We start from the raw sequence: 20,758 nt of genomic DNA on the forward strand, positions 1-20,758 counted from the left end.
AATGATGACACTACTTCTTACAGTTATATTTCAAAAACCTTGCTAACTGATTTTAATACTACTTCATCTTCTTCATGAGTAGTTAAAATAATACCCTTATCTTCTGATATCTTAATATCTATAATCTTATATAACATTTTTTTTCTTTTCTTATCTACAAAAGCAAACGGTTCATCTAAAATATACCATTCTCTTTCTAAAGACATCAAAATAAGAGCATAAAGGAACTTTTTTTCCCCTCCTGAAAGCATTCCCCATTGTTTTTTAAGCAACTTATCAATATCTTCACGCTTAAGAATTTTATCGCTTAATTGATAAAAAGATTGAATACTTTTTTTTCCGTCCAAACCATAACTAAATTTCAGAAAGTCCATTCCTGATAAACGATCAGAAAAATATATGTTTTGATTAATATATATGATACTTTCATTCCCCTTAATTACAGTTCTTTTTGCCTTTTTTACTCCTGAAATGTAATCTAATAGTAAGGTTTTTCCGTTACCATTATCACCAGTAAATAAATTATACTCTTTTAAAATATTCATACTTATTTTTTTATCTACATAAGGAATATTTAAATCCTTTATTTCGATCATAGCTTTACCTTCTTTCATTTGAAATCGGTTCAAATTTAACTATAGAATACATACTAATAAAAACTAAAAATATTGAAAAAGTAACATATTTGAAGACATCCATATTTTTATGTTCAATTAAAACATTAGATAAAATTGACAGAGGGTTATATTTATTTAACTCTATATTCGTATTTAACAATATAAATAAACCAAAAATTAGCATTGTAAATATTGAATTTATAGTATTAGCATGCACTTTTTTTATTAGAGTTAAATTGTAACTAAAAAATGCAACTGGTAAACACGCTATAATAGTAATAAAGCTATATAAAAAAAGACGGAGAAACGATAATGGTAGTAAAATAACCACAATTAAATTAAGTAAGTTTACACTGATAAAGCTAAACATAATTTGCGTCAATAGATTGCCTAAAAAAAATGCCCAAGGTGAATTATTTATTGAAAAAATTGTTTTTAAGCTTCCATATTCCTTTAATTGTAATGCGTAAACTCCTACTCCATAAACATAGGAACAAACAACAATATATACCCACCAATATGCCAATTCCCATTCATTTGTTACACTTCTATAATTCATAAAAAAAGTAATTACAGGTAAGGCTATTGACCACAATAAAGGAATTTTATCTTTCAGTAACATTTTAATATTAAACAATGCATATGATTTAACTGAGATAAACATTTTCACTCCTCCTTACGGAAATGGTAACAGTTCTGAAAAATTTTTTCTTTTTAATTTTAATATATTCTCTACATTTAATATTATTTCTTTCGAAAAATTTCTTGGTGCCATGTTGGGGAACCACTTTGGGTCAAATACCTTCACTACTTTCACATTCTTAGCATGATTATTTTCAAACATTGTAATATACGGATACATATTAAGAGAATTACTTATATTTTTGATAGTAAATGTATGACTAACTTTTTCTATTTTCTCTTCATTATTCAGAATAATAAATTCACTACCTTCAAGATATGCATATAAATCTTTAACTTCTTTCGAGCTCAATCTATCAAAATAGTCATGATAAATGTCCTTATTGTCAATTACTAATCCAGAGCCTTGACTAACTTTTCCTTCTTTATATTTTGAATGCGATGTAGCAAAATATTGTAATATTTCTTTTTGTGATTTTATTACTGCTTTTCTTGCTGATTGACTAGTTCCCAAACCCACTGCTTTGTATTTTTCACCATACCCAACGGCAAGTACCACGTAAAGGTTCTTACTTAAAGATATATTATAATATTTGACATTGTCTAAATAATTAGTCAAATATCTGTCTATTTTTTTTATTTCTTCTATCTTATCTATATTTAATTGCTGAGCCTTAGTATGAAACAAGAAGTTAGTAATATAGCTCTGTCTTTCAAAGAATTCTTTATACGCTGTCCATATTAATGGCTTTGATTTTTTATGCGAGGCCATACCAGAAGAATCAACAAAACTATTCTTAAACAAAATCATATCAAGATTAACTTGTTTAATGCTTCCATCAATTAAATTCGTAGCAATAACCGTATGCTCTTTTGGTGAATTTTCGTTGATGAGTGTTTCTCGCTCCAAATACTCTCCTAAAGTTGAAAGAATATGCTGCCTTTTATTCTTTAAATCAACCTCATAGGCTTTGATAGGTCTTTTAGAATATTTTTCTATATATACGTTATAGTGATGTGACATAAATAAATCCTCATTTAAAACAAAATTCACCTTATTTCTTAAAAAACCTTTCAAAAGTATTCTCCTTTCTATCATTGGATAGGACAATCAATAGAATAATCAATTAAATATCTCTTAATAATCTCTTTATCTTTTTGTCTTTCAATGTTTATCTTAATTGGTACAGAATTTAGTAACTGTTTGGATATACATTTTATTGTTTTAACTCCTCTATTTATGTCATCTCCAATTACGGATATCTCAACATGGTTAATCCAATCAGCAGTTTCAATGTATTTCGTAGCTTGTATAGAATCTTTTGTAATAACTTTGTATGTTTCATCCATAAACTTTACTTTTTTTAAAATTTGTTTATGCAATTTATCAGAAAATTTATTTGCTTTTGCTAAGGGATTATTAAAAGTTTGCCACTCTATTCCCTTAGCTTCTTTCAAGGCCAAAATTAGAGATTGTTCCATAGTAATACTACAACATACACCTGAGGTTAGTAATTTCCCTTCTAAAAACCCCATCACGATCACTGTTGAATAATTACTAAGTTCACGAACTACATAAATTTTAAACATATTTGAAATAAAATTATAATCATTAATTAAGTCATGAATTTCTTTATCTTGTTTTAACTTTTCCCCTTTCAAACCATACCAAAAACAAAATACTTCATTTTTCTCAATCAATTCTGTTAGTGCCTTTTGGATTATTACTTCTGAAAGTTTTCCAGATGAAGTTCCTGTCGTATCATTAAATCCAAACTCATGATTTCCATATCCAAATTCTGAATATTTTCTGCTACTTACAATATTTTTTTCTAAATTTACAGAAGAAATAGTTTTATTTGTACTTAATGGTATCCCTAAGAAAAGTCTTTCTAAATATTCATTATAACTTTTAATAAGTGATAACTGTTTATTTTCGTCAACTGAGAAAGCACTACCTGCTGTCGTTCCTTGCTTAATCTTGACACGTGAAAAATTCACATATCCAATATTTATATTTGATAAAAACATATCACTTTTCACACCGTAGGAACTTTTATTCGTGAATATCATTAGTTAACACCTCTAAAATTAAAGCTTCCATTAACAAACATTTTCTCAAGTTTATACCTAATCCATTTGTCAGTTGTTGCTCTGGTACTAGCATTTCGTTTATTATTATGTTTTTTTCTTTACTAATCGCTAATTGACTGCTTTTAGAAACATAACCAATTTCTTTTATACCATTTGTGTACGCCTTTTTTTTATATAAACAAATTGCATCCTCTATGTTTAAAAAAAAAGCTAATACCAGTTTATCATTTACTATTTCTCTAATCTTAGTTACATTAGTTTCATATAGAATCAAAAAATTATTTTTAAAATCAAAAGAATAACAACCAGTATTTACATTCCCTATTTTTTTTGTTATGGCTAGTATTGGCATACTAACTTTATATATAAAGGAAGCATAATTTTTTTGTAAATCACTAACTAACGTTTTTATAAAGACAGGTAACTCATCAAAAGGATATACCGCTAACCTAATATCCGAGTATTTCACATTATAAAGACCTAAAACATCGCTCAATTCATCTAAATTATTCTCTTCTACTTGTTTATTCACTACCCTTTGTTGATATTTTAACGTATCAATTAAATATGCTTCATCTAATAGTACATTCTTATATTCATTCCAATAATAATCACTCATAGCAATCACAATACCCCCAATGATAAGCAATATCTTTTGTAACTAAATGATTATTTAAATCAATAGATAAAACTTCATCTAAGTCACATTTCATTAAATCGCTATCCAAATTCCTCATTATGGTATAAACTATCGTAAAATAATCATCCTTTTGCAACGGGTATTCTATAGCAAAATTTTGTGATTTTGTATAAAGTAAATCTATAATTGTCTGAAAATTAGCTGTATCAGAAGTTATTTCTCCTCTTAATTGGCTTTCTAGTTCAGAAAAAAAACATATTGGACATGGATTGTACCATTCTCTTTTATAGAAATTCGAAAAATAAATATGATGATTATAGCTAAAAATTATTTTAATGACTACATTCTTTTCCTTGGCTATATTTACAATATTTTCATATTCTTTAAAATTGAAAGCCTTTAAAAATACTATAAGCAATTTACCATCCATATTTTTAGATTCTAAGTGGGAAATACTGCTCTGATGACTAATTGTAAATTTTTCGGAAAACACGTAATCGAATAATTCAGAAAATTCAGAATCATCGGTATATACCAAAACCTCATTAACCTTATTATTTTCTATATCTAGCTTTTTAATTAATTTATTTTCTTCTAAAAAGACCAGTACATTATTAATCATGTTGCTCCTAAAATAATTGGATAATAGAGATTCCTCAAAATTTATTACTTCATTTTTTTCTAAATCTTTTAACATTCTAACTAAATTTTTATTAGTAATAATTATCGAAGATAGTTTTGTTTGAAAGAATGTTTCTTTTTCACTAAGATCATGCCATATAAAAGGGTTTACTTTATACATTTTTTCACTCCTTTTTACTTGAGTATGTAAAGAGGTAAGTGCGTCCACTTACCTTATGAAGTTTCTATTCTTCTAATCCTGTGGCCCCCCCACAACAACAGCAGCAACAACAACAACAGCCACCGCCACCGCCGCCTCCACCACCGCCTCCACCTTTAGAGACAGTAATGTTCTCAACGACAGAACCATACCCAAACCCATATAATTCAGTCTCTTCATTAATTGCATTTGGGGTTTTTTGCGACACTAAAACTTCTTCAACATTCATTTTAATACACCTCCGTTATAATTTTATCAATATTGATGAAATTATTTTACCACTATCCAATCAATTTTCAAGCAAAAACTCATCTTATTCTAATTAAAAAACGTATTTTTATACTGAAAAATCTAAAATTCTTTGATTAGACAACAAAAACAAAAAAATTAATAACAAAACAACTATCATTAATTTTTCTATTTTTATATCAATGAAAATTCTAACAAAAATAATTTTTAAAATATTTATTTTATCACATTAAAATTATAATATACAATGCATATTCGCATATTTTCGGATTTTACCTCTTTAATAACAATTGTGAATACCTAGTTTTATGAATTGATACTTACTATAAGGAAAGCATATTGTTTAATAACAAAACATATTTAAGTATTTAAAAAGCAACAACCGCTAACACAAGAGCTAACAATCATTGCTTTTTGAACTTATTTACTGTACGAAAAAAGACATTAAAAACCAGTATTCTCAATACATTTCAGCAGAAACTACTACCTGAAATCATAATTTCTGTATACTTCACTCAATTAATTCCTCTCTGTTCCTGTATCTTCACAGGTCAATGTCTTTGCAAATTATACATCAAATAAGGGGCGTTTTTCTAGTGCTTAGTCGAAAAAAAATAGTTGATTCATAAGTTCATTGTCTTATGAATCAACTATTTGATAACTTTCTCTCTTGCTTATTGCACATTCAGGATCCACATGAATCCGACAAAAACAAAGAACAAGCCATACATAATTGGCGAAACTTCTTTCCCACGTTTTGCCGCAATCATTGTAATTGGATAGAAGATAAAGCCTAAGGCAATCCCATCTGAAATGCTGTATGTCAATGGCATTCCTAACAAGATTAAGAAGGAAGGAATCGCAATTTCCATCTCGTTCCATTTAATTTTGCTTAAGGATTGTGCCATCAAAACACCAACAATAATCAACGCTGGTGCTGTAACTTGCGAAGTGACAACTGCTAACAAAGGAGAAAATAGCAAACTGAAAATAAATAAAATCCCGGTTGTAATAGCTGTGATTCCTGAACGACCACCCACAGCAATCCCCGCAGATGATTCGACATACGCGCCAACTGGTGATGTCCCTAATAGAGAACCAGCTAACATCGCTGTTGAATCAGCGGCTAAAGCTTTCCCCACACGCGGCATTTTATTGTCCTTCATAAAACCTGCTTGATTGGCTAAGCCCACCAACGTACCAGCGGTATCAAAGAATGTTACTAATAGGAACGTTAAAACCACGACCCACATTTGAATCGTATTGATATCTTTCACATGTCCTAACGCCACTAAAAATGTTGGTTCTAAACTTGGCGCGCTTGAAATAATCTTATCAGGCATTGGAATAACCCCTGTCGCTAAACCAACAATCGTTGAAATCGCCATCCCAATAAAAATACCACCCGGTACTCGACGAACTAACAAAATTGCAGTTACGACTAAGCCGACAATGGTGACCCACGTTGAGCCAACGTTCAAAGGTCCTAAGCCAACGAGTGTCGCATCATTAGCCACAATTAAGCCACCTTGGCTTAAACCAAGAAAAGCAATAAACAACCCGATCCCACCTGAAATAGCAAATTTCAAGTCTGCAGGAATTGCATCAATAATTAGCTCGCGTAATTTAAAAATTGTAATTAAAATAAATATCAATGAAGCCACAAAAACGCCTGCTAATGTCGTTTGCCAAGGAATCCCCATACCAACAGAGACTGAATAAGCAAAGAATGCATTAATTCCTAAAGCTGGTGCTGTCGCAATCGGATATTTCGCCAACACACCCATTAAAATACAACCTAAGGCACTCGCTAAAGCGGTGGCAGTAAAAACAGCGCCTTCGTCCATGCCAGAAGCACCAAGTACGGTTGGATTAACGAACAAAATATACGCCATTGAGATAAATGTGGTGAAACCAGCTAACATTTCTCGTTTCATATTCGTATTCAATTGTTCAAGTTCAAAATATGAACTTATTTTTTCTTTCATGTTCCGTCCTCCTAAAATCTAAATATTTTACAATGTTCGTAAAATATTCAATTTATTAATGAAACAACGTGTTTAATCATATAATAAACCAACAAATAAGTAAATATCAAATTCTAAATTCTGTAAAAAACGAACAATCACGAAAAAAGTTTGAGACAAAAATCACTTCGGATTTTTGTCTCAAACTTAAGAATTTATTACAACAATTGTGAAAAATTCAATTTTTTTAATGAAACAATGTGCTGTTTTAAAGAGCTATTATTAAGCACGAATAATCTAAATTTCACTTGATATAATAGCTTTTTTCAATAAGTAGTTATTACTTAAACACATTTAGTTTTTACTAAAAACTCAGATAAATCCATCAGTCTGTAACAGTTCAATTGAACTTTTATTTAAGTTTCAATTTTTAAAGTAAACAACTTACAATCACAATTTCTAAACAACATTTCCAAAAAAAAAATAATCAACACTTAAATTTATTTAGTTTTTTAGAAAATTAATGGTAAAATATATTATAGAGGTTGTTCAAATAAAGGAAGGAGTAGTTATGTACGTACCAATATTAAAGGCAAAACAAGGAGAAAAAGATGCCTTATTCCATTTAAAAAAGGAAACTATCAAAAAAGTAAGACCTATTCTTGAGATTCCTATAGAGCACATAGATACACCAGCTAAATTTAGTATTGAAAAATTTTGGCTAAATCAATCATACTATTTAGACTTTCCAATTGAAGCCGTATCAGAAGGTATAGAAGAAGGTATATTTGATTCCTGGATCATGAATCAAGATTTTAACTTTATGATTCCCGTCTTACATTTATCCTATGAAGAAGAAAGAATACGCAAAGTACTTCAAGCTGCTAATAATAGAGTTGCAATTAGAATAACGGTTGATGAGTTTTTTGAAGAAGATTTCCAAAATGAATTTTCTCAACTAAGAAATATGTTAGATTCAAAACAAACAGACATCATAATAGATGCTCAAGAAATAAATGAAGCTAACTATAAAAAACAAGCTGGAAGTACAGTATACTGCCTAAATCAGATTGCAAATTTAGATTTATTTAAAAATATAATTATTTCTTCTGGATCATTTCCAAAGACTTTAGCAATAGAAAAGGAACAATTCATAGCGCTCCCAAGACTGGAAATAGAATACTATAAATTAGTTAGCGAAAAGTTTGAAATACCTTTTATCTATAGCGATTATTGTGTAAATCACTGGGAGTTATTTGAATATATATTGGGTATGCAAGTATCATTTAATGTTCGTTACACTTTATATGATAGTTATTTAGTTTACAAAGGAAAAACTTCAAAAACAGGAGGTTTTTCTTATGAAAATGTTCAAGAAGTATGTAAGAAACTGATAGAAAGACAAGAATTTTTTGGAAAAGACTATTCATGGGGAGACATGACTGTTAGTGATATCGCGAATGGAGTAAAAGGAAGAGGTGGTAATTCCACTACATGGAGATCTATCGGTACAAACCACCACATTGAGGTAACTGTTATGCAATGCGCCAATCTTGACGATTTTTAAGAGTTTCCCTTGTAAAACTTTTTACCACAGGCAATCTAAAATTAGCATCCATTAATTCAATTAACTGAAATTTATTTTTATTTGAATAACCTCTAATTTTGTTGTTTTTTAGAAAACTTTTAATCTCACTACTCCATAACAAATCTAGTAAAGCTTTATTTGTAACATTTTTGTTAAATGTTGCTGATCTAATATTTTTTAAAGAAACTTTTCCAAACCGATTTTTATATGCACATAGTATTCCCCAGTGTTCTGGTATTAAATTTTCTATTTTTTTTCTAAATTTATAGCCAACCACAATTGTACACTTATCAAAAGTAGCATCATACTTTTCAATCTGATTAGGTAACCTTAAAAGCGAGTCAACATCACTTTTAATTTCAAACCCTTTCATTATACCATTTACTATTGCTACATCCGCTCTCGCTTCACCGTTACAAATTACAAACTCTTCAATAATCCTATAACTCTTTTTAGTATTTTCCATCTTTAATTTTTGAATGAGTGCTTCTCTTATATCAGCATCAGTTAAATTCATTTTTTTCAATCCTTTACTTAAACTTCTTTTAAACATGAGGTATTCTTTATCCATTTTAGTTGTCCATTTAATTTAGGTCAAGTCTTGACTTTCATTGTTTTTAAGAGAATTCTAAATTCACCTAATTTTCATTCATGCTAAGTAAATTTTAGTTTTGCAGTGGAAATCCTTAGATATTGCTCTTTTGTTCAGCATATCTAAAAAATAGTAGAAGATAAACTTAGAAATATACTCATTAATGTATTTAAAATATCTTCTAATAATCGCAGAATTAGTATAACTTCATATCATACTATTAAGACATACACACGAAAGTTTATTTCCTCAATCTGATATATCTATTAAAGAAGTTGCTGCATTTTCAGGAACTACTAGTACGCCTATTATAAACCTTCTTTATTTTCATATAGAGTAGGGCATAATTCGAAACGAATTATGCCCTACTCTATATATTTTAAATAATTAGCTGAATAGAAGTAGCTCCACCGAAATTCCTTCTTACTTCTCGAAACCAAGACGTCTAGCTTGGCTTTACTTAAATCATCACTGTGATCGTAGCTGCTGCCAAAATCAAAACTAAGCCGATAATCGTTACGGTCATTTCCTTGGCTGTTTTCTTTTGACCTAAGAACCAAATACCTGTCAACGTTGCAAGCACAACTGATGTTTGGGATAGAATAAAGCCAGTTGCCAAGCCGTTCATATCTGGCTGCGCTGAAATTAAATAAGTTAACGCTGCAAAGGCGAAGAAAAAGCCTGAAAAAATTTGTTTGTAAGAAACAGCTTCTATAAATGGGGATGTTTCCCCACCCTTAATAGTGACAACCGCTGAGTAAATAACTGCGACAATTACCATGCCTATTGCTTGTGGTAAAAAGGCATGCATGCCATCAATTGCCGTCGCTTGGGGTGCTGCAGAGTACGCCCAATAGCCGATTTCACCAACGGCTAATAGAAGAACTGCTTTTTTCATAATCCCAGCACTCTCAGCGGACTCCGTTTCCGACCAGACCGTCATTTTGGCACCAATCATGATTAACACTAAGGCAAATGCGCCTAACAATTTGGCTGTCGCACCTGGCCAGTTTCCTAAGAAAAAGACACCCCAGAGAGAAGCACCTAAAAGTTGGAACGCGGTCGTTACTGGCATGGCACGTGATGAACCAATCATCGTGAAGCATTTAAACGTAATGATTTGCGCACAGGCCCAACCGACACCAGATAAAATTGAAAAGAATAAATCCATGCCCGCTGGAAAAGCCAAACCATTAATCATTGAAAAAATAGCGGCAAAAATCAATGTTCCTAAACTGGTACCGAGAATTTGATTTACTGGACGACCACCAATTTTGGAAGCGATTGTTGGGAAAAGCCCCCAACCTAGAAGCGGTCCTAAACCGATTAACAATGCAGTCGCATTCATCTCTATTTCCCCTCTCTCGTTTAAAAGACAACGTTACTTTCTAATAAAATATTTGCGTATGGGGTCATTTCCCCTGTCCGAATAAAGGCATGGCAGTTGTTTAATTCTTGTTTCATTTCTGTATGAGGAATAAAACTGATGGGAGTTTCTGGTAAACGAGTTTTAATTGATGCCAACATGTCAGGATTTTCTGTTTTAATTTCTTCTGCTAAATAAATTCGTTGAACTGCCAATTCCTCAAGGACATTGTTTAAAACTTCCATAAAACTAGGGACACCATTAGTAACTGCTAAATCAATTTTTTCTGTAGTCCGAGGCACTGGCATGCCTGCATCACCAATACTTAATTTATCAAAATGACCCATTTGTGCGATAACGCGGGAAATATCTGAATTAATAACTTTTGTTTTTTTCATGTCGCTCGCTCCTTTTTATTTGTCTGCCAATTCGTGTTGATAAGGAATCGAAGGTTGGGCTCCAAAACGTTGAACAGTCAACGAGGACGCCTTGTTTCCATAACGAATAGCTTCTTCCAAATTGCTAAAATCTTTTTCTAATATACTACTTAATGCGCCAATAAAAGTATCGCCAGCAGCCGTTGTATCAACCGCTTTCACTTTAAAAGCAGGCACAATACCACTTCGTCCATTGACGTCATAAAAGGCGCCTTTACTACCTACTGTAATAATTACTGCTTCAATCCCTAATTGATGAAGTGCTTCTGCGGCTTTACGCATACTCGCTTCATCTGTGATTTTAATGCCTGTTAAAATTTCAGTTTCTGTTTCATTTGGTACAATCATATCTGTCACGTTTAGTAATTCTTCAGGAACTTGTTCTAACGCAGGTGCGGGATTTAAAATCGTTTTGACGCCTGCTTTTTTAGCAATTTTAAACGCTGCAATCGTACTATCAATCGCACTTTCAAATTGGGCAATCACAAAATCACTTTTTTCAATAATTTCTTGATGTTCCTGGACTTGTTTTGGCGTAAAGGCGTTATTGGCTCCTGCGTAAATCATAATGCTATTTTCACCAGCGTTATCTACCATAATAAAGGCTTGGCCAGTAGCTGTTTTCTCTAAAGTGGTGACCCCAGTTAAATTAATTTCATCTTGACTCATTAAATCAGTCATAATAGCTCCAGCGCCATCATTTCCCACAGCACCAATAAAATATGTTTCTGCGCCTGAACGTTTCGCTGCAACTGCTTGGTTTGCTCCTTTACCACCACCCGCTGTAAAATGTTCAATGGCGTGAATTGTTTCGCCTGGTTTTGGCATTTCTTTGACTCTTAATGTTGTGTCTAAATTGATACTTCCGATAATTGTAACCGCGTTCATTTTCATCCACCTCAATAAAATTTATTTTTTCATTCTAATTAAAACGTTTTAGTAAAACGTTTTAATTCCACAACAAAAATATAGCACACCTTGAAAGCTATTTCAAGGGTGCTGTCGAAAATCGTTCAATCAGTTGGACAGGCAAGGTTTGCTCCTCCCAATCTTTTGCAGGCTGATGGATTCTTTCCAATAATAAAGTCGCCGTAGTTTGCCCCAATTGAAAAACAGGTTGAGCAATTGTTGTTAGCGGCGGCGAAACATACTCGCACATATCAACATTGTCATAACCAATAATACTATAATCCTCAGGAATTTTTTTGCCCGCTTCTGCTAATCCTCGATATAAACCAAAAGCAATTTCATCATTGATAGCAAAAATTCCGGTGCTCTCTGTTTTTAAAATTTCGGGGACAGCTTGGTAGCCACCGATTTTTGATAATTCTGTTTCGATCAACTGGACCTTTTCCGTATAAACAGAACAAAAACCTTTTAACCGTTGCTGAATATTGACTGGCGCATGTGGTGGCATTACCACGACGACCTGTTTATGTCGTTGCTCTTGTAAATGTTTTGCTGCTAGTTGCCCACCTCTATAATCGTCTGTCAAAACAGCATCGCTAAAGCCTTCTGCTTTTTTTTGGTCAAGTACAATAAACGGAATCTTTTTCGCACGTAGCGTTTCATTAATCGTTTGATTGGAAATTTCAGAACTTGCAATCACAAAGCCATCGACACTACGACGAATCAACTCTGTTAAATATTCATGTTCTCTTGTAACGTCTTGGTCCGCATTGCATAACATCAGTATAAAATTTTCTTTGTATAAAACACTTTCAATTCCTCGAATCAATTGCGCGAAAAATGGATTAGTAATATCAGGTACGATTACGCCAATCGTCTTACTTTTTTTCATCACCATACGTTGCGCAAAATAGTCGGGCTGATAGTTTAATCGCTCTTTTGCAGCCAATACTTTTTCGACCGTTTTCCCACTAAACCGTGCCCCATTCCCGTTTAAAATTTGTGAAACGGTAGTAATGGAGACCCCTGAGTCATTGGCAACATCTTTAATTGTAACCTTTTTATTTGTCATCCTACTTCTCTCCTTGCCGTGAACGCGCACATTCACCGGACCTCTTAATCTCATTTAATTTACTACAATCATTTACTTTACGCAACCACAAATAAATACGTACATTCGTTTAAACCGTCCTTTCATCCCTTCAACAAATTTCGTTGTTCTACTTTTAAAATGTTATACTGTAGAAAAAATGATTTACTTTTTGCTGAATGGAGGGCCTTAATTGAAAAAGAAATCGATTGGTTTGTTGTTAGCTAGCCATATTTGTTTCACGCACGTTCTCGTCAAAAATCCTTAAAAGCCTGTCTTTTTGAAGATTCTTTACGTCTTTCCCAAATTGCTCGACTTGAACGAAATCCGAAAGTCACCAAGGCTTTTTATCATTGGCAACGATCATTAAATGAACAAGTAACTTTGCCAAAACATTTACGTCATCTTTTTCCTCTTCAAGAAACGACTCAATTTCCTACGATGTATCGCATGTCAAACTCCGTTATTGCGCCTACCAAGAAAGCTGTACTGTACCTGCATGGTGGGGGCTTTACATTGAATCTCGCCTATAGCCAATTAGACTTTAGTTATAAACTAATTGAAGATCTCTCTTTTGCAACAGATTATTTTATCCCTGTATATCCATTAGCACCAAATAAGTCTTTTGCTGATATTTATAATCATTGCTATGCTGCTTACCAAGAAATTTTACAGCATTATGATCCCGAAGATGTTATTTTATTAGGTGATTCTGCTGGTGGTACATTGGTTTTAAACGTATTGCAGAATTTAGCCATCGATTTCCCTGAACGCTTACCCAAAGCTGCTGTTTTAATTTCTCCTTGGTTAGATGGACATTTAGACATTCCCGTTGCCAAAAGTTATCAAAAAAAGGACAAAATGATTGGCATGAACTATTTACAATTAATTGCCCAAGAGATTGACGACACAGCCAATCACTCCACGCTTTCTTTAAATTGCTTGTCCTTTGATTATCAAAAATTTCCGCCACTTTTTTTCGTGGGCGGCACACATGAAGTTTTTTGCCCTTCCTATCACCAATTTTTAAAACAATTAGGGCCACGACCACAAGATACTTGCCGATTGGTGCCTGGCATGCAACACGTTTTCGCAATGAAACAGTACTTGCCAGAAGGACGACAAGCGCGGAAACAAATTGCACAATTTATCCAAGAACAATGGTAAAAGGCAAATGGGACAGAAGTCAAAACGACTTCTGTCCCACTTGCCTTTTTAGAACAAAACACTTAGTTTTCTTCGGCGACTTTTTTCTCCCGCATAGTCAAAACAGCGCTAGCCAAAAGAACAACCACTACAAAAGCAATGATTCCTCCTACTAAAAGACTCGGACCTGCCTCACCTAATTTGCCTAAAAATAGGCCTGGGATTAAATAATCCGTATCCGCAAACGTTGAGGATGCTAACTGTAGATCACCCAAGACTGGTAAAATGAATAACGGTAACCAACTAATTAATAAGCCATTAAACGCAGCCCCTAAAATCGCTCCCCGACGTCCCCCTGTGGAATTTCCAAAAACACCTGCCGCGGCACCACAGAAAAAGTGCCCAACAACGCCTGGTATAATCACGGTGGTATTCAGACCAACCATCGCTAACATTGAAATAGTTCCCACAATAAAGCTCACAAAGAACCCAATCAAGACAGCATTTGGCGCATAAGGAAAGATAATGGGAACATCAAGTGCTGGTTTAGAATTAGGCACTAATTTTTTAGCAATTCCTTGGAAAGCTGGCACAATTTCTCCTAAAACCATCCGCACACCCTGTAAAACCACTACGAAACCAGCCGTAAAGGTTCCTGCTTGAATTAATGAAAAGATAATCGCATTTTCGCCATTGCTTAACTCATGCTCGACATAGCCTGTCCCAGCCAGCAAAGCCAAAATCACATAGACAATCGACATCAAAATCATAATTGAGATGGTTGAGTCTCTTAAAAAACCAAAACTTTTAGGAATTTTAATATCTTCCGTTGACTTTTCTTTATTCCCAAAGACTTTTCCAATAAAGCCACTTGCCGCATAACCAATATTCCCTGTATGCCCCATTGCTACTTTATCATTTCCAGTAATTTGTTTCATAAAGGGCTGACAAAGAGCAGGTGTCACTGTTAATAAAGTTCCTTCAAATAAACCACCTAAAAGAATCATTGGTAAACTAACGCTAAAACCGGCCCCCACTAAAATAACGGCTGTCAAACACGAAACGTACATCATCGCTTGACCTGTCAAAAAGATATATTTAAAACGTGTAAAACGCGCCAACAGAATATTAACAACCATGCCCACCAACATAATCAGAGCAGTTGGTGTCCCATATTGTTGCAAGGCAATCGCTACAACTGCTTCATTACTAGGTACCACGCCTTGTGTATTTAATGCGGTTTGGAACATCTCCGCAAAGGGCGTTAATGAGTTCGCCAATAGCCCTGCGCCACCAATTAAAACTAAGAAGCCGACGAATGTTTTCAACGTTCCTTGAACAACATCAGAAAATTTCTTTTTCTGTAAAACTAATCCCAACAAAGCAATTAATGAAACCAGAATCGCTGGCTGGCTAACAATTGAAACAAATAAATTCAATAAAGTTTCCATGTTTTTCCTCCTTCTTATTGATGTGCAATGCCATTGTCATCTAAAACTTTCAAGACTTTCTCCTTCGTTTCCTCGTAATCAATAATCGCATTTAAAGGAATGATTTTTTCAGCAGGAATTGACCCTAAAGCATCTTGCAATGTTTTTTCGACAAAGAAGTAATCAGCCATATCACCACTGGCACTCCCGACATCTGTGTGATCAATTTGAAAATTATCTGTATCAACACCGACTTCCTCTAAAATTTGTTGGATATTCATTTGCACCATAAAACTTGTTCCTAAACCACTTTGACAAACTGTAAAAATCTTCATCTTATTTCTCTCCTTCTTGGATAATTGATAGTATTTCTGGGACGGTTTCAGCCGCCACTAAGCGATGTAATGATTCTTTTTTTGATAGAATTTTTGTCAGACTAGATAAGGCCCGTAAATGTGTTTCGTTATCTGAAGCAGCTAAACAAATAAAAAGGTGAATTTCATGCTTAGGATCTTCTAATAAATCGACACTTTTTTGGATTTTTAGTAATGACATGCCTAACTGATTAACGCCATCTTCTGGTCGCGCATGAGGCAATGCTACGTCTGGACAGATATGGATAAATGGCCCAAACGATTCGACTTTTTGAATCATCGCATCAATGTACTTTTCCGTAATACTGCCATTTTTTAATAACGGCTTGGCAGCTTCTGTAATTCCCGCTCGCCAGTCTGCAACTTCAGGCAGGACTTGGACTGTTTCTGTTGTTAATAATTCCGATAACATTGGACGCAGATCCTCCTCTTTTTCTAAAATTTTGTTCATTTTACGATGCAAGACACGATATAACTGCGCTTCTGTGACTCCTTTTTTTAAGGAAATATAAGGTTTTAACGCATCTAAAATATCTTTAACATCTGGCATGGAAATACCTGGCAATAGCCAATCTGATTGAACTTGGTGCATCAATTGATTTTTCTCCAAAGAGCTCATAATGGGCTTGGTAAGATAAACCTTTTTGGCTGTTTCAATAGGGACCGTTGAGAAAATGATGTCATAGCTTTTTTCAGATACATTCTCTATTTCCCTCACCGCATTCGTTTCTTTAAATTCAATCATTGGAAATAGCCGACGCAATTCCGATTGCAAAATCAACGAAGAACTGATACCACTGGGACAAACAATTAGCGCTTTTAGCTTTTCTTGCCGCTGCTCATTTTTTTGGCCGAAAATTTCTCCACCAAATAATATGGTAAAAAAACCGATTTCCTCTGACGGGATTGACCGTTTCGTTAATTTTTCTAAAGGAGTTAACGCTTGTTCACAAAGATGATAAAGCGACCGATACGATTGTCGAATATCCTTGATTAAAACATTCGGCAAGTAAAAGCCATAGTTAATCCGAAAATAGGCAGGAACCAGATGATAATACACATTCATGAGCAATTCACGAGGCTGTTCAAATTGAACAACGGCCAACAATTCCATTTTCCGAATAATTTCACCAGAAATATCTAATAAAAACTCTAACTTCGTATCTCGCAATTCTCCTTGCAAGGCTGTCATTAAACAAATCGTGAAAAAAAGACTCTCAGTTTCTACATTCGCCACTGGCCCAACTAAATCACTTAAAATACGACGACTGACGGGATAAGCGCGTAAGGACTGAATTAACTGGTTCTCAGGCCAGACGACTGTTCCATATTTGCCTAATCTTTTTTGAGAAAAAGCAAGAAAGTAACTAATTTCATCCAATCTGCTGGGTACCAGTTGAAGCTGCGCTTCCTGGACGGCTAATTGAATGCCGTCACGCATTTTTGCGTATTGGCTCATTTGATGCTGACTGAGCCAGCAAAATAAAGCGAAGGTGCCCGACTTTTGTTGTAAGAGGCGGGCAAGCCAATTTTTCCCGAAACGACGAATCCGAAATTCATCTCCTTCTAGGTAAAACCCTCGTTTTCGTTCGTAGGATAAAGCAATGTTTTCAGTTGCTAGTTGGTGTCGTACTTTTTTGATGTCCGCTAAAATAGTACCTTTCGAAACATCTAAAAAATTTTGGTAATGATACACCGATAGTTCTTCGATTTCTGAATAAGTGAGTAAAAAAATAAGTGCTTGTCTTTCTGTTTCGCTATAAATCACTTGACGTTGTTGAAAAAGTTGTTTTCCCCATTCATTTGCGGAAAGGTTTGGAATGCTGACGGTATTCTGTTGAACTGCTCCGCCTATTGTCGAAAGTTGTGTCACTAATTCTCGTTGCGAAAGATCGGTTATTTGTTGAGCCAAAGAGAGCGCAATTTTTTGCCCTGCATACTCGTCAAGGAGATAACTTATTTTATAATTCACAGCTGTGTCCTCCTCCTGTAATCATCATATAATGATAGCGCTTTATTTTCTATCTAAGTTGGGTACAAATGTCTACTGTACTTTTTTGATAAATTGTACCGTTCTTTATTTTAAAGTTAACAAAAACCCGTTGCAAGTTTCTTAAAAACTTACAACGGGTTTTCTTTATGTTAATTGTGTTTGTAATGCGATATTCAGCAAGATAGCTATTGCTACCCAGCCACCACACATCACCAGAAGCAGCCAACTAAACATTGATTGTTTTACTAAAGACTGCTTAGGCTTTGCTTGATGAACAAAATTCATGCTATTTACTAAGAACAGTAAAAATAAAGCAAAACAAAGGACGGCCAAGCCAGCACAAATCCAAATCCACATCGTAATCTCCATCTATATTCCTCCTTCTACAATTGACTCTGTTTATAAAAACAGCACATTATTTTTCCTTTTTCCTTTTTTTATTCAAATAATAGAAACTTGTTAGTACTACGAGTAAACATGCAATACCAAGGCTGTAAAGCCACGTGCTATTTCGTTCACCTGTCCTTGGTAATGACGTCTGTGCATTAGTCGGATTCGTTTTAGCAGTGGTTTTTCTGCTCACTTTGTCTTGTTGTTGTGACGTTTTTTTATCTTTATTAGTGACTGGTTGTTCTGTTGACTTAGTGCCACCTTTCGTTCTTAGGGGTGCCTTCCCTCCATAAAACGTCACACCGATATTCGTTTGTCCCGCTTCTTCTGCAAAGCTCTCAGAAGAAGCGGTCAGAATCGCAATGCTGACGGTTAAAAGTATTCCCAATGTCACCAGAAGTGACCCTTTACTTTTCATTGTCATCATAGCGTGCTCCTTGTCTATTTTTCAAGGCTGCCTGTTTTTCTTGTTGTAAATAGGCTTGTTGTTTCAGTGTTGCTTTCTGTTGCGTAAAACGCCAAATAGCTAGAATTAGACTCACAATTGTTGCAGCTAACAAGCCATAAAAAGCTTGATTCCACCAAGTCGGTAGGACCAATTTCACTACTGCTTCTTTATTTAATTTTTTGGCTTCTTGACTACTGATGGTAAATTCTTGCTTAAACGGCCACACTTGTTGTTCATCTTCTTTCAAGACCGCTTTTCCTTCAAAAATATAGGTTCCTGGACGAACATCTTCTTTCCCGAAATCTAAATGGAAGTTCATCGTCGAATTTGGTGCAAAACGAACACTTGGTAAAATCCGTTTGGCATATTCTTTCGTTTCGCCTTTTTTCGTTACTTTTCCTTCTAAACGTACTTCAGGAAAAATAGCGGATGTCGGATTCTGAATAACCGCTTGGACCGATTTATTTCCTAAAGCAATGGTCGGAACTAATTTAACTAATTGAAGAGTCTCTGCTAGATACATCGGTGTATCTTCTGACATTCGTAAAGCAATTGCTACATTAAATCCATATCGACTGGTTAAACCCGTTGATTTTCCTTTTTCTTCCTTTTCATCTTCTGCAAGCGAAGCATAAACACCACCCAAAACTAATCCTTGGAAACCATTCGCTGGAATTTCGACAGTCATTTTAGCTGTTACGGTTTTCTTAGCGGGAACTTTTACATGTTCCTCAGGTAATTTAATTAATGTTGTCAAGGGTACTTTTAAACTTGAATCTGGTTTTTTCTCGAAATCATTGTACACAATTAAACCATTGTCATTCGTCACAGCATTCGCCAAATTTAAATCAATCGTCAATTCTTCATCTGTTTTATTAATTAATGATAATTCGACTTCTTGTTTCTGTCCTGGTTTTACAATGAGATCGTAGTAGGATTGCGTATTTTTCGCTTGATTCTCAGGAATATTGGGTTTAACTGTAAATTTTGTATTCATGTTGTCATCCGCTTCTTCTGCTTGTACAGCAGAAGGGATGCTTAATGCCATCACACAAATAAAAATTGTGACGATTAGCCAGCGCATTGTCTTCATTATTTGTTCCTCCTATGTATCGAAAAGGAGCCGTGCACCACTGCGCAGCTCCTTTTCTAGTAATGCAGTATTCTCGTTAGTAACTGTTTATGGCGCAGCCACTAATGTCCAAGTTACGTTACCTGTATACGCACCATTTGTAATTTGTGAACTAGGTGTTGTAATGTTTAATTTTACATTTGATAATTCAGAATCCCATGTACCTTGACCTTTACCAACTGCTGCTGTAGCAATTGATACAGCTGCTCCACCTACTGGAATAGTTGTTCCAGCAAATTCAGGACTTCCTGGATCTGCTGCAAAGGCAGCTACATCACGTGAGTATGTTTTTGCTGTTTCATCGTATTTCGCTACTGCTCCTGTTTGTGCAAAGGTAATTGAACCTTCTAACGTAGCAGTACCGTTTTTCATTTCAGCAACGCCTGCAGTAACTGACCAACCCGCTTGTGTTCCACGAACATCTCCGACACCATAACGTTTTGTTTGAGTACCTGTCGCATCTAACGAAATCGCTGATAAATCAGAACTAACTTCTGTCGAAGCAAATTTGAATTCTGTTGGAACATATAACAAATCAAAGTTAGTATTCGTACCTGGTCCTGGCTCTTGTGTGCTTCCGTCATCTCCATCACCCGTACCGCCTGGTAATGAACCACTTGTCATCTCTACGTTTGCTGGTGTTGTACCAGTCGTTGTTGCATGTGCTGCTGCAGGAGCAATGCTTGCCCCTAAAATTGCCGTTCCTGCAAATAAAGTTACCAATGTTTTTTTCTTCATTTTACTCTCTCCTTTATATCTTGGTTAATTAATGAATAAAAAAGTGAAAAACTTTTCTATCTCAGTAGAACGTAA

The 20,758-nt window shown here is 34.4% G+C and carries 21 protein-coding genes and 1 pseudogene; 2 read left to right on the forward strand and 20 right to left on the reverse strand.

Annotated elements, in window-relative coordinates; all coding sequences use genetic code 11:
- Positions 1-23: 23 nt before the first annotated feature.
- The 8 genes from IGJ24_RS11630 to IGJ24_RS11665 form a co-directional block, all read right to left on the reverse strand.
- The gene (locus IGJ24_RS11630) at positions 24-614 is read right to left on the reverse strand and encodes an ATP-binding cassette domain-containing protein (RefSeq protein ID WP_002394296.1); all 591 of its coding nucleotides are present in this window, start codon (positions 612-614) and stop codon (positions 24-26) included.
- On the reverse strand, positions 601-1,281 hold the full coding sequence (locus IGJ24_RS11635; protein ID WP_002365261.1) for a hypothetical protein: 681 nt from the start codon (positions 1,279-1,281) through the stop codon (positions 601-603). Before IGJ24_RS11635 ends, IGJ24_RS11630 begins: the two co-directional genes overlap by 14 nt.
- Positions 1,282-1,293: 12 nt before the next feature.
- Positions 1,294-2,337 (reverse strand): YcaO-like family protein, encoded by a 1,044-nt coding sequence (locus IGJ24_RS11640; protein ID WP_010711509.1) that lies wholly within the window; start codon positions 2,335-2,337, stop codon positions 1,294-1,296.
- A 17-nt stretch (positions 2,338-2,354) separates the two neighbouring features.
- On the reverse strand, positions 2,355-3,332 hold the full coding sequence (locus IGJ24_RS11645; RefSeq protein ID WP_002399541.1) for a hypothetical protein: 978 nt from the start codon (positions 3,330-3,332) through the stop codon (positions 2,355-2,357).
- Positions 3,316-3,972 (reverse strand): hypothetical protein, encoded by a 657-nt coding sequence (locus tag IGJ24_RS11650; RefSeq protein WP_010823210.1) that lies wholly within the window; start codon positions 3,970-3,972, stop codon positions 3,316-3,318. The genes IGJ24_RS11645 and IGJ24_RS11650 overlap by 17 nt, the downstream gene beginning before the upstream one ends.
- On the reverse strand, positions 3,965-4,795 hold the full coding sequence (locus tag IGJ24_RS11655; protein ID WP_002365265.1) for an McbB family protein: 831 nt from the start codon (positions 4,793-4,795) through the stop codon (positions 3,965-3,967). The genes IGJ24_RS11650 and IGJ24_RS11655 overlap by 8 nt, the downstream gene beginning before the upstream one ends.
- Positions 4,796-4,859: 64 nt before the next feature.
- Complete coding sequence (locus IGJ24_RS11660; protein ID WP_002410046.1) at positions 4,860-5,063, reverse strand: hypothetical protein; 204 nt, start codon at positions 5,061-5,063, stop codon at positions 4,860-4,862.
- 694 nt (positions 5,064-5,757) lie between these two features.
- Positions 5,758-7,071, reverse strand: coding sequence for an NCS2 family permease (locus IGJ24_RS11665; RefSeq protein WP_129194232.1), 1,314 nt, complete (start codon positions 7,069-7,071; stop codon positions 5,758-5,760).
- Positions 7,072-7,621: 550 nt separating this feature from the next.
- Here IGJ24_RS11665 and IGJ24_RS11670 point away from each other — a divergent pair.
- Positions 7,622-8,617: a beta family protein gene (locus IGJ24_RS11670; RefSeq protein WP_164980861.1), complete on the forward strand. Its 996-nt coding sequence runs from the start codon at positions 7,622-7,624 to the stop codon at positions 8,615-8,617.
- Here the strand turns inward: IGJ24_RS11670 and IGJ24_RS11675 are convergent.
- From IGJ24_RS11675 to rbsR, 5 genes are all read right to left on the reverse strand, one after another.
- Entirely contained in the window at positions 8,586-9,209 is a 624-nt protein-coding gene (locus IGJ24_RS11675) for a sce7726 family protein (protein WP_129194230.1), read from the reverse strand. The two genes, IGJ24_RS11670 and IGJ24_RS11675, sit on opposite strands and share 32 nt — an antisense overlap.
- Before the next feature lie 481 nt (positions 9,210-9,690).
- Positions 9,691-10,578, reverse strand: a complete 888-nt coding sequence (gene rbsU / locus IGJ24_RS11680; protein WP_002355103.1) for a ribose/proton symporter RbsU — start codon at positions 10,576-10,578, stop codon at positions 9,691-9,693.
- A 20-nt stretch (positions 10,579-10,598) separates the two neighbouring features.
- Positions 10,599-10,994 carry a D-ribose pyranase gene (gene rbsD / locus IGJ24_RS11685; protein ID WP_289865665.1) on the reverse strand — a complete coding sequence of 132 codons (396 nt, stop codon included), beginning with the start codon at positions 10,992-10,994 and terminating at the stop codon, positions 10,599-10,601.
- 15 nt (positions 10,995-11,009) lie between these two features.
- Positions 11,010-11,927, reverse strand: coding sequence for a ribokinase (gene rbsK / locus IGJ24_RS11690; RefSeq protein ID WP_025186416.1), 918 nt, complete (start codon positions 11,925-11,927; stop codon positions 11,010-11,012).
- Between the two features lie 91 nt (positions 11,928-12,018).
- Positions 12,019-13,014 carry a ribose utilization transcriptional repressor RbsR gene (rbsR, locus tag IGJ24_RS11695; protein ID WP_002365271.1) on the reverse strand — a complete coding sequence of 332 codons (996 nt, stop codon included), beginning with the start codon at positions 13,012-13,014 and terminating at the stop codon, positions 12,019-12,021.
- Positions 13,015-13,225: 211 nt separating this feature from the next.
- Between rbsR and IGJ24_RS11700 the strand changes: the two are divergent.
- Positions 13,226-14,199 (forward strand): annotated as a pseudogene (locus IGJ24_RS11700) (alpha/beta hydrolase).
- 62 nt (positions 14,200-14,261) lie between these two features.
- Here IGJ24_RS11700 and IGJ24_RS11705 read toward each other — a convergent pair.
- The 7 genes from IGJ24_RS11705 to IGJ24_RS11735 form a co-directional block, all read right to left on the reverse strand.
- Positions 14,262-15,629 carry a PTS ascorbate transporter subunit IIC gene (locus tag IGJ24_RS11705; protein ID WP_002355097.1) on the reverse strand — a complete coding sequence of 456 codons (1,368 nt, stop codon included), beginning with the start codon at positions 15,627-15,629 and terminating at the stop codon, positions 14,262-14,264.
- Between the two features lie 14 nt (positions 15,630-15,643).
- Positions 15,644-15,943, reverse strand: coding sequence for a PTS sugar transporter subunit IIB (locus tag IGJ24_RS11710; RefSeq protein ID WP_142957664.1), 300 nt, complete (start codon positions 15,941-15,943; stop codon positions 15,644-15,646).
- A gap of 1 nt (position 15,944) precedes the next feature.
- Positions 15,945-17,954, reverse strand: coding sequence for a BglG family transcription antiterminator (locus IGJ24_RS11715; RefSeq protein ID WP_048737545.1), 2,010 nt, complete (start codon positions 17,952-17,954; stop codon positions 15,945-15,947).
- Positions 17,955-18,119: 165 nt separating this feature from the next.
- Entirely contained in the window at positions 18,120-18,344 is a 225-nt protein-coding gene (locus tag IGJ24_RS11720) for a hypothetical protein (RefSeq protein ID WP_002378909.1), read from the reverse strand.
- Positions 18,345-18,390: 46 nt separating this feature from the next.
- On the reverse strand, positions 18,391-18,792 hold the full coding sequence (locus IGJ24_RS11725) for an LPXTG cell wall anchor domain-containing protein (protein ID WP_048737540.1): 402 nt from the start codon (positions 18,790-18,792) through the stop codon (positions 18,391-18,393).
- On the reverse strand, positions 18,773-19,906 hold the full coding sequence (locus tag IGJ24_RS11730) for a DUF916 and DUF3324 domain-containing protein (protein WP_289865666.1): 1,134 nt from the start codon (positions 19,904-19,906) through the stop codon (positions 18,773-18,775). Before IGJ24_RS11730 ends, IGJ24_RS11725 begins: the two co-directional genes overlap by 20 nt.
- Positions 19,907-19,993: 87 nt before the next feature.
- Positions 19,994-20,683, reverse strand: coding sequence for a WxL domain-containing protein (locus IGJ24_RS11735; RefSeq protein ID WP_002425427.1), 690 nt, complete (start codon positions 20,681-20,683; stop codon positions 19,994-19,996).
- Between the last annotated feature and the right edge of the window lie 75 nt (positions 20,684-20,758).

This window comes from Enterococcus sp. DIV0546 (assembly GCF_051712785.1).
GTDB classification, from domain to species: domain Bacteria; phylum Bacillota; class Bacilli; order Lactobacillales; family Enterococcaceae; genus Enterococcus; species Enterococcus faecalis.

Bases quoted from the DNA above. Each gene is read 5' to 3' on its own strand.
- IGJ24_RS11725 (WP_048737540.1), bottom strand. From the start codon at position 18,792: ATGATGACAATGAAAAGTAAAGGGTCACTTCTGGTGACATTGGGAATA.
- IGJ24_RS11735 (WP_002425427.1), bottom strand. From the start codon at position 20,683: ATGAAGAAAAAAACATTGGTAACTTTATTTGCAGGAACGGCAATTTTA.
- IGJ24_RS11645 (WP_002399541.1), bottom strand. From the start codon at position 3,332: ATGATATTCACGAATAAAAGTTCCTACGGTGTGAAAAGTGATATGTTT.
- rbsK (WP_025186416.1), bottom strand. From the start codon at position 11,927: ATGAAAATGAACGCGGTTACAATTATCGGAAGTATCAATTTAGACACA.
- rbsD (WP_289865665.1), bottom strand. From the start codon at position 10,994: ATGAAAAAAACAAAAGTTATTAATTCAGATATTTCCCGCGTTATCGCA.
- IGJ24_RS11655 (WP_002365265.1), bottom strand. From the start codon at position 4,795: ATGTATAAAGTAAACCCTTTTATATGGCATGATCTTAGTGAAAAAGAA.
- IGJ24_RS11660 (WP_002410046.1), bottom strand. From the start codon at position 5,063: ATGAATGTTGAAGAAGTTTTAGTGTCGCAAAAAACCCCAAATGCAATT.
- IGJ24_RS11705 (WP_002355097.1), bottom strand. From the start codon at position 15,629: ATGGAAACTTTATTGAATTTATTTGTTTCAATTGTTAGCCAGCCAGCG.
- IGJ24_RS11630 (WP_002394296.1), bottom strand. From the start codon at position 614: ATGAAAGAAGGTAAAGCTATGATCGAAATAAAGGATTTAAATATTCCT.
- IGJ24_RS11635 (WP_002365261.1), bottom strand. From the start codon at position 1,281: ATGTTTATCTCAGTTAAATCATATGCATTGTTTAATATTAAAATGTTA.
- IGJ24_RS11670 (WP_164980861.1), top strand. From the start codon at position 7,622: ATGTACGTACCAATATTAAAGGCAAAACAAGGAGAAAAAGATGCCTTA.
- IGJ24_RS11650 (WP_010823210.1), bottom strand. From the start codon at position 3,972: ATGAGTGATTATTATTGGAATGAATATAAGAATGTACTATTAGATGAA.
- IGJ24_RS11665 (WP_129194232.1), bottom strand. From the start codon at position 7,071: ATGAAAGAAAAAATAAGTTCATATTTTGAACTTGAACAATTGAATACG.
- rbsR (WP_002365271.1), bottom strand. From the start codon at position 13,014: ATGACAAATAAAAAGGTTACAATTAAAGATGTTGCCAATGACTCAGGG.
- IGJ24_RS11720 (WP_002378909.1), bottom strand. From the start codon at position 18,344: ATGGAGATTACGATGTGGATTTGGATTTGTGCTGGCTTGGCCGTCCTT.
- IGJ24_RS11675 (WP_129194230.1), bottom strand. From the start codon at position 9,209: ATGGATAAAGAATACCTCATGTTTAAAAGAAGTTTAAGTAAAGGATTG.
- IGJ24_RS11710 (WP_142957664.1), bottom strand. From the start codon at position 15,943: ATGAAGATTTTTACAGTTTGTCAAAGTGGTTTAGGAACAAGTTTTATG.
- IGJ24_RS11730 (WP_289865666.1), bottom strand. From the start codon at position 19,906: ATGAAGACAATGCGCTGGCTAATCGTCACAATTTTTATTTGTGTGATG.
- rbsU (WP_002355103.1), bottom strand. From the start codon at position 10,578: ATGAATGCGACTGCATTGTTAATCGGTTTAGGACCGCTTCTAGGTTGG.